General features: G+C 71.2%; 12 protein-coding genes. 1 reads left to right on the top strand and 11 read right to left on the bottom strand.

Going from position 1 to position 13,786, the window contains the following annotated elements; all coding sequences use genetic code 11:
• Positions 1–59 precede the first annotated feature (59 nt).
• The 5 genes from folK to NQU55_RS21735 all read right to left on the bottom strand — a co-directional run bounded on the left by folK (position 60) and on the right by NQU55_RS21735 (position 4,656).
• Complete coding sequence (gene folK, locus NQU55_RS21755; protein ID WP_168093441.1) at positions 60–653, bottom strand: 2-amino-4-hydroxy-6-hydroxymethyldihydropteridine diphosphokinase; 594 nt, start codon at positions 651–653, stop codon at positions 60–62.
• Positions 650–1,009 (bottom strand): dihydroneopterin aldolase, encoded by a 360-nt coding sequence (gene folB / locus NQU55_RS21750; RefSeq protein ID WP_058045618.1) that lies wholly within the window; start codon positions 1,007–1,009, stop codon positions 650–652. The genes folK and folB overlap by 4 nt, the downstream gene beginning before the upstream one ends.
• Positions 1,010–1,320: 311 nt before the next feature.
• A complete protein-coding gene (locus NQU55_RS21745) occupies positions 1,321–1,809 on the bottom strand; it encodes a nuclear transport factor 2 family protein (protein ID WP_168093440.1) in 489 nt (162 codons plus the stop codon).
• Positions 1,806–2,699, bottom strand: coding sequence for a dihydropteroate synthase (gene folP / locus NQU55_RS21740; RefSeq protein ID WP_168093439.1), 894 nt, complete (start codon positions 2,697–2,699; stop codon positions 1,806–1,808). Before folP ends, NQU55_RS21745 begins: the two co-directional genes overlap by 4 nt.
• A gap of 103 nt (positions 2,700–2,802) precedes the next feature.
• Positions 2,803–4,656: a phosphatidylglycerol lysyltransferase domain-containing protein gene (locus tag NQU55_RS21735; RefSeq protein WP_256790976.1), complete on the bottom strand. Its 1,854-nt coding sequence runs from the start codon at positions 4,654–4,656 to the stop codon at positions 2,803–2,805.
• A gap of 169 nt (positions 4,657–4,825) precedes the next feature.
• On the opposite strand from NQU55_RS21735, the gene NQU55_RS21730 reads away from it, so the two are divergent.
• On the top strand, positions 4,826–5,935 hold the full coding sequence (locus NQU55_RS21730) for an alpha/beta hydrolase (RefSeq protein WP_168092289.1): 1,110 nt from the start codon (positions 4,826–4,828) through the stop codon (positions 5,933–5,935).
• 121 nt (positions 5,936–6,056) lie between these two features.
• Here the strand turns inward: NQU55_RS21730 and folE are convergent, their stop codons facing one another.
• The 6 genes from folE to dacB form a co-directional block, all read right to left on the bottom strand.
• On the bottom strand, positions 6,057–6,662 hold the full coding sequence (gene folE / locus NQU55_RS21725) for a GTP cyclohydrolase I FolE (RefSeq protein ID WP_168092288.1): 606 nt from the start codon (positions 6,660–6,662) through the stop codon (positions 6,057–6,059).
• A gap of 143 nt (positions 6,663–6,805) precedes the next feature.
• A complete protein-coding gene (ftsH, locus tag NQU55_RS21720) occupies positions 6,806–8,800 on the bottom strand; it encodes an ATP-dependent zinc metalloprotease FtsH (RefSeq protein ID WP_168092287.1) in 1,995 nt (664 codons plus the stop codon).
• Positions 8,801–9,066: 266 nt separating this feature from the next.
• Positions 9,067–9,606 (bottom strand): hypoxanthine phosphoribosyltransferase, encoded by a 540-nt coding sequence (gene hpt / locus NQU55_RS21715; RefSeq protein WP_058047052.1) that lies wholly within the window; start codon positions 9,604–9,606, stop codon positions 9,067–9,069.
• 99 nt (positions 9,607–9,705) lie between these two features.
• Positions 9,706–10,722: a tRNA lysidine(34) synthetase TilS gene (gene tilS, locus NQU55_RS21710; RefSeq protein WP_168092286.1), complete on the bottom strand. Its 1,017-nt coding sequence runs from the start codon at positions 10,720–10,722 to the stop codon at positions 9,706–9,708.
• 189 nt (positions 10,723–10,911) lie between these two features.
• Positions 10,912–12,057, bottom strand: coding sequence for an Rv3626c family coenzyme F420 biosynthesis-associated protein (locus NQU55_RS21705; RefSeq protein WP_168092285.1), 1,146 nt, complete (start codon positions 12,055–12,057; stop codon positions 10,912–10,914).
• Between the two features lie 265 nt (positions 12,058–12,322).
• Positions 12,323–13,780, bottom strand: coding sequence for a D-alanyl-D-alanine carboxypeptidase/D-alanyl-D-alanine endopeptidase (gene dacB / locus NQU55_RS21700; protein WP_168092284.1), 1,458 nt, complete (start codon positions 13,778–13,780; stop codon positions 12,323–12,325).
• Positions 13,781–13,786: the final 6 nt, after the last annotated feature.

The following is a 13,786-nucleotide window of genomic DNA, read 5'->3' as shown; positions in this document are numbered from 1 at the left end:
GCCGTCGCTCCTCTTCTCGATCACACCCCCGGAAACGGGGGCCTACTCAGGTCAAACGCCTACTCGGGCAGCCGGAGTTCCAGGTCGACCCGCGGCTGCACGCCGTCGAGGCCGACGGCGGCGAGGAGCTCGACCACGGCGCCGCGGCCCGGGACCACGGCCTCCGGGTCCACATCGTGCCAGGGGGCGAGGACGAAGGCGCGCTCGTGGACGCGCGGGTGGGGCAGGGTGAGCACGGGGTCGGCGGAGACCACGTCCTGGTAGGAGACGATGTCGACGTCGAGGGTGCGCGGGCCCCAGCGCTCGTCCCGCACGCGCTCGAAGGCCTCCTCGATGGCGTGGCCGCGCTCGAGCAGGGAGTCCGGCGGGAGGGTGGTCTTCACGAGGACGACGGCGTTGAAGTAGGAGGGCTGGGTGCCGGGCTCGACGCCCCACGGCTCCGTCTCGTAGACCGGGGAGACGGCCTTGACCCGCAGGCCCGGCGTGTCCTCGAGGGCGTCGATCGCGCCCTGGAGGGTCTCCAGGCGGTTGCCGAGGTTGCTGCCCAGGGAGATCACGGCTCGTTTGGGATTGCTCAGGGTCACGTCCGCCGCGTCCACCTGCTCCACCACGGAGGCGGGCACCGGCTGCACGGTCGGGTCGCTGCTGCTCATACTCGGCTCCGCGTAATAGTGATCGTCACATCGTCAAAGGGCACGGTGATGGGCGCGTCCGGCTTGTGGACGACGACCTCCACTTCGCGCACCGCGTCGTGCTTGAGGCAGTTCTGGGCGATCCGCTCGGCCAGGGTCTCGATGAGGTCAACGGGCTCACCCTGGACGATGCCGACCACTTCCTCCGCCACGACGCCGTAGTGCACGGTCTTCGCGAGGTCGTCGGAGGCGGCCGCGGGCCGGGTGTCCAGGCTCAGGACGAGGTCCACGATGAAGGTCTGCCCCTCTTCGCGCTCCCGGGGGAACACGCCGTGGTGCCCACGGGCCTTCAGGCCGCGCAGCGCGACACGATCCACACGAATCACTCCTGCTGGTCGTCGGACGGGGGCACCTCTGATGCCCGGTACCCACGTCGAATCTACCTGCGAGCGCCGACAGCGCTCGCACATGGAGGCTAGGGGTTGGTGTACATATCTACGGATACTTCCGGATGTTTCAGGGCCTTTCGGACGGTCTGCGCGCCCGGCCTCTCCCGGCTCGCGCCGCGCTTACCCGGCGACCCCGTCCCCCACCCCTACCCGCCCGCCCAGCAGCCCGAACGAGTGGCGGGCATTCCGCCGCGCTGACGTGGATCACGCCTCGTGGGGCGGGCGTGACGCGAGATACGTCACGCTCCCGACATGCCGTCCGGGCCGTCCGCGCCGTCCGTTTCGTCCTCCTCGTCGTCGCGCCCGGCGAGCACCGGCGAGCCGTGGTGCGACCACACCTTCCACTCCCCGCCGACGCGCCGGAAGGCGTTCGTCGCCACGACGAGCTGTCCCACCAAGGGCCCGAGCTCGCCCTCCTCCTCGGCCGGACCGCCGCTGAGGATGTTCTCCGTGCAGGTGACGAGAGCGGTGTCACCGGCGACGGAGACCTCGACGTCGGTGAGGAAGAACTGGATGTAGTCCGTGCTCGCCATGATCAGCGCGTACGAGCGGAGCACCTCCTTCCGCCCGCGCAGCACCGGCCACCCGGGATGGACGCACGACACCTCGGTGTCGGGGTCGTCCAGCCACAGCCGGCCCATCGCGTCCGTGTCGCCGCGCTCCACCGCCTCGTACAGCGCGGTGTTCGCCAGCTCGACCAGCTCGCCGTCCGTACGGGCGGTGCTCACACGGCCTCCTCGGCGCCCGCCGCGCCCGCCGACGCTTCCTGCACCGCCCGCACCACGCGCACCGCGTCCGCGCTGGCCCGCACCTCGTGCACCCGCACCGCCCAGGCGCCCTCGCGCGCCGAGAGCGCCGAGACCGCGGCCGTCGCGGCGTCCCGCTCCCGGGCCGGCGGCGGCTCGCCCCCGGGGCCGGCCAGTACGCGGCCGAGGAAGCGCTTGCGGGAGGCGGCCACCAGCATCGGCAGCCCCAGCTCCCGGCGCAGCCGCGCCAGGCCCGCCACCAGCGCGAGATCGTGTCCGGCGTTCTTGGCGAAGCCCAGGCCCGGGTCCACGACGAGCCGCTCGGGGTCGACGCCCGCGGCGACCACGGCGTCCAGCCGCTGCTGCAGCTCGGCGATCACCTCGCCGACCACGTCCCCGTAGACCGCCCGGCTGTTCATGTCGGCGCTGAAGCCGCGCCAGTGCATCACCACGAAGGGCACCCGGGCCGTGGCCACCACGGGCACCATCGCCGGATCGGCGAGCCCGCCGCTCACATCGTTGACCAGGGCCGCTCCGGCCTCGACGGCCGCCTCCGCGACCGAGGCCCGCATGGTGTCCACCGACACCACGGCGCCCTCGGCCACCAGCTCGCGGACCACCGGGACCACCCGGCGCAGCTCCTCGCCCTCGTCCACCCGCGAGGCGCCGGGGCGGGTGGACTCGCCGCCCACGTCGACCAGGTCCGCGCCGCCGGCGATGAGGTCGAGACCGCGCTTGACCGCGAGTTCGGTGTCGAACCAGCGCCCGCCGTCGGAGAACGAGTCCGGCGTGACGTTGACGACGCCCATCACCGCACAGCGATTCCACTCCGGCAGACCGACGGGCCCGTGACGACCGCGCAAGGTACTCATGGGACCAGCCTAGGGCGTGCCGCAAACGGCAGTGCCCCCGACCGGAAGCCGGTCGGGGGCACTGCCGCACACGCTTTCCGCGGGGTCACCACGGCGCGGGCGCTCACGCCGCGCGCGTGACCTCCGCGGCCGAGACCTGCTCGTCGGCGTCGTCCAGGACGTCCTTCGGGGGCGCGGGGCGGCGGCGCAGCAGGCGCGGCAGCTCCAGGAAGCCCTCCGCCTGCATCATCGCGAAGCCGATGCGGGGCAGGTCGCGGCTGTTGGGGAAGACGATGAAGCGCGGCTCCCAGCGCGGCCGGAACTTCTCGTTGAACTTGTACAGCGACTCGATCTGGAACCAGCGCGAGAGGAAGACCAGCACCGAGCGCTGGATGCGCACGACCGGGCCGGCGCCCAGCTTGCCGCCGCGCTCCAGGGCGGAGCGGAAGAAGGCGAAGTTCAGCGACAGGCGCTTGACCTTGAGCTCGGGCGCGGCCTGCAGGAAGGCGACGATCAGGAGCTCGTTCATGCCCGGGTCAGCGCTGCGGTCGCGGCGCATGAGCTCCAGGGAGCTGCCGTCCGGGCCCCACGGCACGTAGTGCTGCATGGCGCGGAGGTCGCCGAACGGGCAGTCCTCGCCCTCCTCCGGGTCCTTGTGGGCGGTCGCGATGATGGCGTCCAGGTCCTTGGGGTCGCCGATGCGGCCCAGGGCCATGGAGAAGCCGCGCTCGTCCTCGGTGTCGCGCCAGGCGTTGGCGGCCTTCTGGACGGCCTCCAGCTCCTCGGGGCCCAGGTCGCCGACGCGGCGCACCTTGGTGCTGTAGCCGTTGCGCTCGATGCGCTTGACCATCTGGCGGACGTTGCGCATGGAACGGCCGGTCAGGGAGAAGTCGGCCACCTCGACGATGGCCTCGTCGCCCATCTCCAGGGCGTCCAGACCGGTCTCGCGGGTCCACACCTCGCCGCCGGTCTCGCTGCAGCCGGCGACGGCGGGCGTCCAGGAGTGGCGCTTGGCCAGCGCCATGAACTGCTCGATCGCACCGGGCCAGGCCTCGACGTCGCCGATGGGGTCGCCGCTCGCGAGCATCACGCCGGAGACGACACGGTAGGAGACGGCCGCCTTGCCGGAGGGCGAGAAGACCGCGCTCTTGTCGCGGCGCAGCGCGAAGTGGCCCAGCGAGTCGCGGGCGCCGTGCTTGGCGAGCAGCTCGCGCAGCTTGTCCTCGTCCTCCTCGGTGAGGACGGCGGCCGGGTACGCGGGCATGAAGGCCAGGTACGCGGTGGTGGCGACGGTCAGCAGGCCCAGGGCGCCCAGGGAGTAGCCGACGGTGTAGTCGACGTGCTCGGTGTAGCGGATCGAGCCCTCGAAGCCGAAGAGGCCCCAGAGCACGTGCTGGATCTGCTCGCTGACCGGCGGGTCGCCGATCATCTGGTCCGGGTGCGAGCCGACGATCACCCAGCCGAGGCCGAAGCTGGCCGCGCCCATCAGGACGAAGTTGGCCGCGACCTTCCAGCGGCTGCGCGGGTCCGGCAGCGCGTAGAAGGAGCTCTTGTGCCACACGAGGTAGATGAAGAGCAGCAGGGAGAGGATCGCGCCGATGTAGGAGTGGCGGTAGACCAGCTGCGCGGCGGCGCCTATGGGCAGCAGCACGACGGCGGCGAGCCAGGCGCGCTGCTTGGCCCGCTTGAGCCCGTGGGCGAGCATCAGCAGCAGGATGCCGACGATGATCGAGCCGGCCGCGGCCAGCTGGGTCACGGAGCCGGGCAGCACCTCGGCGAGGCTGTGTACCTTGCTCCAGCGGAACCGCGGAACGACACCGGCAAGGACGTCGAGCAGGCCGATGAGGGCAGCGACCGTTCCCACGACGGCAGGCACGTTCTCGGGCTTGGGCCCTCTGACGATACGCGCAAGCCTCGACAGTCGCTTGGTTCCCTCGGGAACCCCATCGGACTTTTTGCCATCTACCCTGACAGACATCTCTTCCCGTCGTCCTGTCGAGTGGACCTGCGCCATCTGGCGGCAGCGCCCGGACAATGTGCGCCCTGTAGGACGACGGTTTCGGGGTTGAGGTTCCGCGGGGGGCCGAGCCCGGAAAGAAGTAACCATTCCGCGACTCGGCGCCGGGTCGCTCGGCAGAAAGCACCTCATGGGTCTCACCAGCATGGCGGTTCTGCTGCTTGCCATCGCGGCTGCGGTAGTGCTCTTCGCGTTGACCATTTGGCTCTGGCCCCGCCTGGGCAAACGGAGCGTGGGCTCCATACTCGGCAGGGTGGGCATGATGCTGGCCACACAGCTCACCCTGTTCGCCGCGATCGGCCTGTGGGCCAACCAGTCCTTCGGCTTCTACGGGTCCTGGGCCGACCTCTTCGGCCAGGTCAAGGAAGAGGGCGTGATCGTCGACCACAGCGCCGGCGGCAAGCGGGTGCAGGTCGTGAACACCCAGCCCGTGAAGGTGCCGCGGGGCAACGTCCCGCGCGTCGGCGGAAAGATCGAGAAGATCCAGATCGCCGGCGTCGAATCGAAGATCAACGGCCCGGCCTACGTCTATCTGCCGCCGGAGTACTTCCAGCCCGAGTACGCGAACCGCAAATTCCCCGCGTCCGTCGTCCTGACCGGATACCCGGGCACCGCGGAGGCGCTCATCAAAGGGCTCGACTACCCGGTCCGCGCCCACAAGCTGAGCAAGGACAAGAAGATGCAGCCCACCGTTCTGGTGATGATGCGTCCGTCCATCGTCGGCCAGCGCGACACCGAGTGCATCGACATACCGAACGGCCCGCAGGCCGAGACGTTCTTCGCCAAGGACCTGCGCAAGGCCATCACCGAGCAGTACCGGGTCGGCGACAAGGCCGCCAACTGGGGCATCATCGGCAACTCGACCGGCGGCTACTGCGCCCTGAAGATAGCCATGCGCAACCCGGACTCCTACAGCGCCGCGGCCTCCCTCTCGGGCTACTACAAGGCCCTCCAGGACCCCACCACCGGTTCCCTCTTCAACGGCAGCAAGAAGCTGGAGAACGAGAACGACGTGATGTGGCGCCTCAAGCACGAGAAGACGCCGCCGATCTCGGTCCTGGTGACCAGCAGCAAGCAGGGCGAGCACAACTACAAGGACACGCTGAAGTTCATCGAGATGGCCAAGGGCTCGGCCCGGGTTTCCTCGATCATCCTGGACAGCGGCGGCCACAACTTCAACACGTGGCGGCGTGAGCTGAACCCGACCCTGAAGTGGATGGGCAGCCGGCTTTCCGCATAGCGCCTCCGGCGGTTCCCGCAGTATTTGCCGGTTCCGCCGCCCGCATTCCGCCGGACACCCGCCGAAGTGGCTTCGCACCACTGCGGCGGGCTTTTCCTTTTCCGGCGGCGCCCGACCGGCCCTAGCGGGCCATGATCAGGCTCATCGCCTCCGCGCGCGTCGCGGGGTCGCGCAGCTGGCCCCGGACCGCCGAGGTCAGCGTCTTCGCGCCGGGCTTGCGGATGCCGCGCATGGACATGCACATGTGTTCGCACTCGATGACGACGACGACGCCGCGCGGCTCCAGGATCTCCATGAGCGAGTCCGCGATCTGCGTGGTCAGCCGCTCCTGGACCTGCGGCCGGCGGGCGTAGACGTCCACCAGGCGGGCCAGCTTCGACAGCCCGGTGATCTTCCCGCTGGTCGACGGGATGTAGCCGACGTGGGCCACGCCGTGGAACGGCACCAGGTGGTGCTCACAGGTGCTGTAGACCTCGATGTCGCGCACGAGCACCATCTCGTCGTGCCCGAGGTCGAACGTCGTGGTGAGCACGTCCTGCGGCTCCTGCCAGAGACCCGCGAATATCTCCTTGTACGCGCGCGCCACCCGGGCCGGCGTCTCGCGCAGGCCCTCCCGGTCCGGGTCCTCACCCACGGCGAGCAGCAGCTCACGCACCGCGTTCTCGGCGCGCTTCTCGTCGAATGCGCCGACGTTCCGCTCGGCGTCCAGCGTCACCGGGTCGGTCATGGAGTGCCTCGTTCTCTCGTGCGTTCGTAGCAACCGGCACGGCCGGATAAACGGGATGCCGCGTCCCCCAGGCTAAAACCTGGGTGACGCGGCATCCATTCCGGGCCCTGTGGTGCAGGGCCCGGCAGGGCCTGTACGGCGGCTCAGTTCTCCGGGCGGGCGTCGTCCGGGAGGTCGAGCGACTCCATGCTCTGGCCGCCGTTGCTCGGGGCGAGCTCCTTGGGGGAGAGCACCGGCGGGCGGGTGGAGGGGGTGCGGCGCGAGGAACCGGTCCACGCCGGGCGGGCCGGGCGCTTCACGATGTGCTTGAAGACCTCGGCGATCTCCTCCTTGTTCAGCGTCTCCTTCTCCAGGAGGGCCAGAACCAGGTTGTCGAGCACGTCGCGGTTCTCGACGAGGATCTCCCACGCCTCGTTGTGCGCGGTCTCGATGAGCTTCTTGACCTCTTCGTCGACCAGCGCGGCGACCTCTTCGGAGTAGTCGCGCTGGTGCGACATCTCGCGGCCCAGGAACGGCTCGGAATTGTCGGAGCCGAACTTGATCGCGCCGAGGCGCTCGGTCATGCCGTACTGCGTGACCATCGCGCGGGCCGTGGCGGTGGCCTTCTCGATGTCGTTGGCGGCACCGGTGGTCGGGTCGTGGAAGACGAGCTCCTCCGCCGCGCGGCCGCCCAGCATGTACGCCAGCTGGTCGAGCATCTCGTTGCGGGTGGTGGAGTACTTGTCCTCGTCAGGCAGGACCATGGTGTAGCCGAGGGCGCGGCCGCGGGACAGGATCGTGATCTTGTGCACCGGGTCGGAGTTCGGGGAAGCCGCCGCGACCAGGGCGTGACCGCCCTCGTGGTACGCGGTGATCTTCTTCTCCTTGTCGCTCATGATCCGGGTCCGCTTCTGCGGGCCGGCCACGACGCGGTCGATCGCCTCGTCCAGCATGTGGTTGTCGATCAGCTTCCGGTCGCTGCGGGCCGTCAGCAGGGCGGCCTCGTTCAGCACGTTGGAGAGATCGGCACCGGTGAAGCCGGGGGTGCGGCGGGCGACGGCCGACAGGTCGACGTCCGGGGCGACCGGCTTGCCCTTCTGGTGGACCTTGAGGATCTCCAGACGGCCCTGCATGTCCGGGCGGTCGACGGCGATCTGCCGGTCGAAGCGGCCGGGGCGCAGCAGCGCCGGGTCGAGGATGTCGGGACGGTTGGTGGCGGCGATCAGGATGACGCCGCCCTTGACGTCGAAGCCGTCCATCTCGACGAGGAGCTGGTTCAGGGTCTGCTCGCGCTCGTCGTGACCGCCGCCGAGGCCCGCGCCGCGGTGCCGGCCGACGGCGTCGATCTCGTCGACGAAGACGATGGCCGGGGCGTTGGCCTTGGCCTGCTCGAAGAGGTCACGGACCCGGGAGGCACCGACACCCACGAACATCTCGACGAAGTCGGAGCCGGAGATCGAGTAGAACGGCACGCCCGCCTCGCCGGCGACGGCGCGCGCGAGGAGCGTCTTGCCCGTACCGGGCGGGCCGTAGAGCAGCACGCCCTTGGGGATCTTGGCGCCGACGGCCTGGAACTTCGCCGGCTCCTGCAGGAACTCCTTGATCTCGTGGAGCTCCTCGACGGCCTCGTCGGCGCCGGCGACGTCGGCGAAGGTCGTCTTGGGGGTGTCCTTGGTGATCAGCTTGGCCTTGGACTTCCCGAAGTTCATCACCCGGGAGCCGCCGCCCTGCATCTGATTCATCAGGAACAGGAAGACCACGACGATGAGAACGAACGGCAGCAACGACAGCAGGACGCCGATGAACGGGTTCTGCTTGGACGTCGAGACGTTGTATCCCTCCGGGATCATGTTCTTCTCGGCGTTGGCCTGCAGGGACTTCGCGATGTCGACGCCCTGCTCGCCGATGTAGTTCGCCTGGATCTTGCTCGAGCCCTTGACCTTCTGGCCGTCCTTGAGCTCAACCTTGATCTTGTTCTCGTCGCCGGTCGTCAGCTCGGCCGATTTCACCAGGTCCTTGTTGATCGCGTTGACGACCTGGCTGGTGTCCACCGACTTGTAGCCGCCGCCGGAGCCGACGACCTGCATCAACACGACCACGGCGAGGACGGCCAGCACGATCCACATGACCGGCCCACGGAAGTAGCGCTTCACGTCCATCCATACGGGGCGCGAGCGCCCCGTCCCTCCTGCCACAGTGAGGCACGGCCAGCCCCTGGACGGGGTGCCTGTGCGTACGGTGTCCTGCTCGACCTTGAAAGCTTGACTTGAAAGCCTGAAAAAGACTGACCTTCGGACGGTACCCCAGCATTGTCTCCCGACGCCGCTGCAGACGGTCAACCAACCCGCCTTACCCTGCTCCAACGGCGGGAACCCTCATTCGGTTCCCGCGCGCCGGTGGGTGCCCGCCGACCAGGTCCGGGGGCTCAGCCGCCGTAGACGTGCGGCGCGAGCGTGCCCACGAAGGGCAGGTTGCGGTACTTCTCGGCGAAGTCGAGACCATAGCCGACGACGAACTCGTTGGGGATGTCGAAGCCGACCCACTTGACGTCGATCGCGACCTTGGCCGCCTCCGGCTTGCGCAGGAGGGTGACGACGTTGAGCGAGGCGGGCTCACGGGAGCCCAGGTTCGACAGCAGCCACGACAGGGTCAGGCCGGAGTCGATGATGTCCTCGACGATCAGGACGTCCTTGCCCTTGATGTCGGTGTCGAGGTCCTTGAGGATGCGGACCACGCCGGAGGACTGGGTGCCCGCGCCGTACGAGGACACGGCCATCCAGTCCATCGTCACGGGGTTGGAGAGCGCACGCGCCAGGTCCGCCATCACCATGACGGCGCCCTTGAGGACACCGACGATCAGCAGGTCCTTGCCCGCGTACTCCGCGTCGATCTTCGCGGCCAGCTCCGCCAGCTTCGCGTCGATCTCTTCCTTGGTGATGAGCACCGACTTGAGGTCGGTGCCCATGTCCTTGTCGTCCACCCGCGCCACTCTCGCTTGTCTACGGATCGTCCGGCATTTCCGCGGCGAGCTGAGGCCCGTTCGTGACGTTCGTGCCCGTTCGAATCAGCCCTGCCGGAGGACCAGTCTGCCACCCTGCCTGCGGACCGCGACCCGCCCGGGCAGATTGATGGCCCCTTGGCCGCGCCATCCGGTGATCAGCCGGTCGACTTCCTCGATGTGCCGGGCGAAGAGCGATCCGGCCGGGGAACCCGCCGAGATGGCCGCCCGGCGCAGCACGCGGCGGCGGACCGCGGGGGGCAGGGCGTAGAGCTTGGCGGCCTCCAGGGCGCCGCTGTCGTCCCGGACGGAGGGCTCCACGGTGGCGGCCCAGTCGTCCAGGGCGTCGGCGTCGTCCCGGGAGAGCTGGGCGGTGCGGGCGAGGGCCTCGATCACGCCCTTGCCGAGGGCCTTCTCCAGGACGGGGAGGGCTTCGTGGCGGACCCGGGAGCGGGTGTAGGCCGGGTCGGCGTTGTGCGGGTCGTCCCAGACGGGCAGGGACTGGACCATGCAGGCCTTGCGCGCGGTCTGCCGGTCGAGGCCGAGGAAGGGACGGCGGTAGCGGCCGCCGATGCCGGAGGTGACGGCCATGCCGGCGAGGGAGCGGGTGCCGGAGCCGCGGGCGAGGCCGAGGAGCACCGTCTCGGCCTGGTCGTCCCGGGTGTGGCCGAGGAGGACGGCCGCGGCGCCGTGCCGCTCGGCGGCGGCGTCGAGGGCGGCGTAGCGCGCGTCGCGGGCGGCGGCTTCGGGGCCGCCGTCCCTGCCGACGGTGACGGTCAGGGCCTCGACGGGGTCGAGGTCGAAGGCGGCGAGGCGGCTCGCCACCTCTGCGGCGCGCAGGTCGGAGCCGTGCTGGAGGCCGTGGTCGACGGTGACGCCGCCGGCCCGGATGCCGAGCCGGGGGGCCTCGAAGGCCAGGGCGGAGGCGAGGGCCATGGAGTCCGCGCCGCCGGAGCAGGCGACGAGGACGAGCGGCTCACGGCCGCCGGGGGGGACGGATTCGGGTGTGGTGGGGGTGAGGACGTCGTGAAGTACGCGGCGGACCGCCAGGCGTATCGCGGCGACCGCGGGATGTGGACCCATGTCCGTGTGTCCAATCGTTCCATATGGAGATCGTTCGGAGCTGCGCGAGCTTCGAGGCTTCAGTCACGCTGTGTGCGTCGATGGTGACAGAAGCGAGCCATTACCCGAGCATCGCACGCCCACCCCTGACCCACGGTCCCTCGGACGGGTGATTACGGAGGCGTTCTACCCGGAGGAGGAGCTTCCGGTTCACGGCTCGTTCTTGCGGTGCACCCTTGCGACCCAGTCCGCCGGTTTGGCGATCTCCGCCTTGGTGGGCAGGGTGTTCGGGGATGTCCACACCCTGTTGAAGCCGTCCATGCCGACCTCGTCGACGACGGCCCGCACGAAACGCTCACCATCACGGTACTGGCGAAGCTTGGCGTCCAGACCCAGCAGCCGGCGCAGCGCCGCGTCCAGCCGGCCCGCGCCCTTGGCCCGCCGCTGCTGGAACTTCTCCCGGATCTCCGCCACCGACGGCACGACCTGCGGCCCGACGCCGTCCATCACGTAGTCCGCATGGCCCTCCAGCAGCGACATGACCGCCGTCAGCCGGGCCAGGATCTCCCGCTGCGCGGGCGTCTGCACCAGGTCCACGATGCTGCGCCCGCCCTCGTCCGCGCCCTCCTCCTCGGGAGGACGGCCGCCCGCCAGCGACTGGGCCGCCTCCCGGATCCGCTCCAGCAGCGTCGCGGGGTCGACCTCGGTCTCCCCCAGGAAGGACTGGATCTCGCCCTCGATGTGGTCGCGCAGCCAGGGCACGGCCGTGAACTGCGTCCGGTGCGTCTCCTCGTGCAGGCACACCCACAGGCGGAAGTCGTGCGGGTCCACGTCCAGCTCGCGCTCGACGTGGACGATGTTCGGCGCCACCAGCAGCAGGCGGCCGCCGCCCGTCGCCGAGCCCGGCAGGTCCCTGCTGGCCGGGGCGAACGTCTCGTACTGGCCCAGCACCCGCGACGCCAGGAACGACAGCAGCATCCCCAGCTCCACGCCGGTCACCTTGCCGCCGACCGCGCCGAACACCGCTCCGCCGGGCACGTTCGCCCGGCGGTCCTGCATCTTCTCCAGCAGCGGGCCCAGGAGCGCGCGGAACCCGGCCACGTTCGCCTTGATCCAGCCCGCCCTGTCCACCACGAGGACCGGGGTGTCGTTCCCCGCGCCCTCCTCCCCCGGGGCCGGGGTCATCCGGGTGAACGCCCTGACGTGCTCCTCCGACGTCGCCGCGTGCCGCCGCAGCTCCGCGACGACCGCCCGCGCCTCCTCCCGGCTCACCTCCGGCCCGGGCCGTACGAACCGGGTCGCGGTCGCCACCGCGAGCTTCCAGTCGACCATCTCCGCACCACCGATGCTCGTCATGGCATCACCGTACGTGGGCCGCTCCGCTCGGGGTAGCGAAGTTCTCCGGCCGGGGCCGGGGGCCGGGGCCCGGCGCGTGCGCATTCCGCCGGACCCTCGCCGTGGCGGTGCACCGCCGTTGCGGCGGGAGCTCTTCGGGAGGCCGGGCCTCCCGAACGGTCGCGGCGGGAGGCCGGGCGGCATCGTGCCCCGTAAGGGGCGGGCGGAACTGCGCGACCGGCCACGTCCGGCCCGCGGCCGACCGGCCATGCCCGCAGCGAAGCGCTCAGCGGCACCCGCAGCCCGCGACCGCCGTCGCCAGGCGGTCCAGCGCCCCCTGGGCGCCCTCGCCGGACGCCGCGCCCGTCGTCATGAAGGCGAACGACAGCAACCGCCCGTCCGCGTCCACGACCGTGCCGGACAGCGTGTTCACCCCGGTGAGCGTGCCGGTCTTGGCCCGGACGACGCCGCGCCCCGCCGCGTCCGCCCCGTACCGCCCGCTCAGCGTCCCGCTGAAGCCCGCCACGGGCAGCCCCGTCAGCACCGGCCGCAGCTCCGGGACGGCCGGATCGGCCGCCCGGGCGAGGAGGGCGGCCAGGAAGGCCGCCGAGACGTGGTCCGCGCGGTCGAGGCCGCTGCCGTCGGCGATGCGCGCCCCGGACAGCGGCAGGCCGAGCTTCTCCAGGCGGCCGGTCACCGCCCTGGCCGCGCCCTCGAAGTCGGCGGGCTGCCCGGAGGCCAGCGCCGTCTGGCGGGCCAGCGCCTCGGCGATGTCGTTGTCGCTGTTGGTGAGGGTGCGCTCGACGAGCGCGGACAGCGGCGGCGAGGAGACCGAGGCGAGACGTTCCGCCTTGTCGCCCGCGCGCCCCTCGGCCGGGTCGCCGTCCACGTCGACGCCCGCCTCGCGCAGCATCCCGGCGAACTTCCGCCCCGCGTCGCCGGCCGGGTCCGCGGTGCGCTCGGCGGGGCCGCGGTCGGAGTCGTCCAGGCGGCCCTCGTCGACCATCAGGGCGCTGACGGGCGCGATGTTCTCGTTGGGCCCTATGGGGTGGACGGCGGGACCGGAGTAGCGGGAGGCGTCGTAGGCGACCTTCACCCGGCCCTTGCCGCGCGCCTTGAGGCCGCGCGCGGTGGCGTCCGCCAGCTCCTTCAGACTCGCGGCGGGCTGCGCCCCCTCCTTGGCGGGGCGGGCCGTGAGCGTGGGGTCTCCCCCGCCGACGAGCACGACGGTGTCCCCGTCGGCCACGGCGGTGGTCTCGATGCGGTGCGCGGTCCCCAGCGCGGCCAGCGCCGCCGCGGCCGTGGCCGTCTTGATCGTGGAGGCCGGGGTGTACGGCGTGTCCTGGTCGGCCCCGTACAGCTGCTGCCCGGTGGCGACGTCGACGACCGCCGCCGAGGTCTGCGCGCCCAGCGCGGAGTCCTTCAGCAGGCCGTCGAGGGCGCCGCCGAGCCCGTCCCGGGTCGGCTGCGGGGCCGTGGCCCGGCCGCCGAGGGCCGCGAGCACGGGCGGCGCGGCCGGGCGTACGGGCTCCGCACGGCGGCCGCCGCCGGCCGCCGTGTCCGCGGCCGCCCGCGCGCGCTCGGCCTTGCGCTGGCCGCCCTCCCAGGGGCCGGCCGCGCTCACCGCCGTGCCCGCCACGACGAGCCCCGCCACGGCCGACACCGCGGCGAACCGCGCGGTCCGCGCCCGGGGCGTGCCCGGCCACGGCAGCGGCCGAAGCCGCCACGACCTGGTCTCCGACATCCCGGA

It is taken from the genome of Streptomyces telluris, from assembly GCF_024519335.1.
Classification (GTDB): Bacteria; Actinomycetota; Actinomycetes; order Streptomycetales; family Streptomycetaceae; genus Streptomyces; species Streptomyces telluris.
This window is presented reverse-complemented; position numbering and strand designations above follow the sequence as displayed.